This window comes from Vibrio floridensis (genome assembly GCF_021852965.1).
GTDB classification, from domain to species: domain Bacteria; phylum Pseudomonadota; class Gammaproteobacteria; order Enterobacterales; family Vibrionaceae; genus Vibrio; species Vibrio floridensis.
In genome coordinates this window covers 1-1,229 of record NZ_JAKGCY010000059.1, presented here as the reverse complement: position 1 = coordinate 1,229, position 1,229 = coordinate 1, and the positions used below count along the sequence as shown (strand labels likewise).

General features: G+C 42.7%; 2 protein-coding genes. Both read left to right on the top strand.

Translation table 11 applies throughout. From position 1 onward, the window contains the following. Positions 1-207 precede the first annotated feature (207 nt). Complete coding sequence (locus tag LZU85_RS20860) at positions 208-621, top strand: hypothetical protein (protein WP_017420634.1); 414 nt, start codon at positions 208-210, stop codon at positions 619-621. Between the two features lie 154 nt (positions 622-775). Next, positions 776-1,009: a hypothetical protein gene (locus LZU85_RS20850; protein WP_031419124.1), complete on the top strand. Its 234-nt coding sequence runs from the start codon at positions 776-778 to the stop codon at positions 1,007-1,009. Positions 1,010-1,229 lie beyond the last annotated feature (220 nt).

Genomic DNA, 1,229 nt, shown 5'->3' with positions numbered 1-1,229 from the left:
TTGGGGTTTCAGAGGCATTACAGGTGACGAAGTCGCCGACTTAACCTACAAAATCCACGTATAACAAGGCGTTTAAGCGGGATTCATGCCGCGTGGCATTTTTGGTATGCGGTGAGTTTTTGTGGTGAAACTGGTTTGCGGAAGGTTGGTTTGGGCGGCATTCACCCCTTAACGCAGCGTTATGTGTCTCATAGGATAAATTTTCGCATGAATGGATATACTAAATGGGCTGTTTTGTTCGTGGCAGTCGTAGTCACAGGGTGTGATGGGCGAGTTAAAACCGAGAGTGAATCAGTGGGCTTCTTTATCTCTTCTGAATCTGTGTCAGGAATTCCAATTTCAGATCTTGTCTCGTCTCTCGAAAATCTTCCCAATCAAGTTGGTGGATGTGATGCTGTATATCAAAAGCCAACAAATGAGTTGTTGATTCAGTGCTCAAAGAGAGGTTTCAATTATACGAATGGTCAAGTAGAGGCAGCATTATCACAAGATGTTGACTTAAAAGTAGCCGAAATTCATGGGCAGCTTATTTACAAATGGTCAGTGGATGACATTAATTGCTCTATAGCAATTGAGGAGGAAAATGACATTTTCGAGCTTTGGTGTGGACGAGGCACATAACAAACGCTTTAAGACGGATTCGCAACGCGTGGCATTTTTACCATGCGTTCATTTTAGTGATTTAGGCGGTTTGCAGAAGCATCGTATTGCGTTGCTCACCACTTAAGCGGGCGTTAGTTGCTAGAAGATAAATTCGTATCAAAGGAGAAGCAAAGTGGTACATGCTTACGGCGCTGAGGAAACAAAAGCGTTCTGTTGTAACTGCAAAAAAGTTACGGTTCATAAGTATGAGAGCTTTTCAAAAACAGAACCTAAAACTGAATCAAGAGGTTTCTTTTCTGAGTTACTCGCTGCAATAGCAAGTGCTTTGATGGAAGGTGAGCCAACGGGTGATTATAAATGTAAGGTTTGTGGTACGAACCTTAGCACGCCTGACAATTTGGACTAAGTTCTTTGGCAAACATCAGTTATGCAACTAACAAAGCGTTTAAGTGGGATTCATGCCGCGTGGCATTTTTGGTATGCGGTTGGTTTTGGTGGTGAAAGTGGTCTGCGGAAGCTTGGTTTATGCGGCATTCACCCCTTAACGCAGCGTTATGCTTAATCAAATAAAATCAGTGGTTTATGTTTTTTCTTTGTTCCCTCAGCTTTCGGTTTTGTGCTTGTCG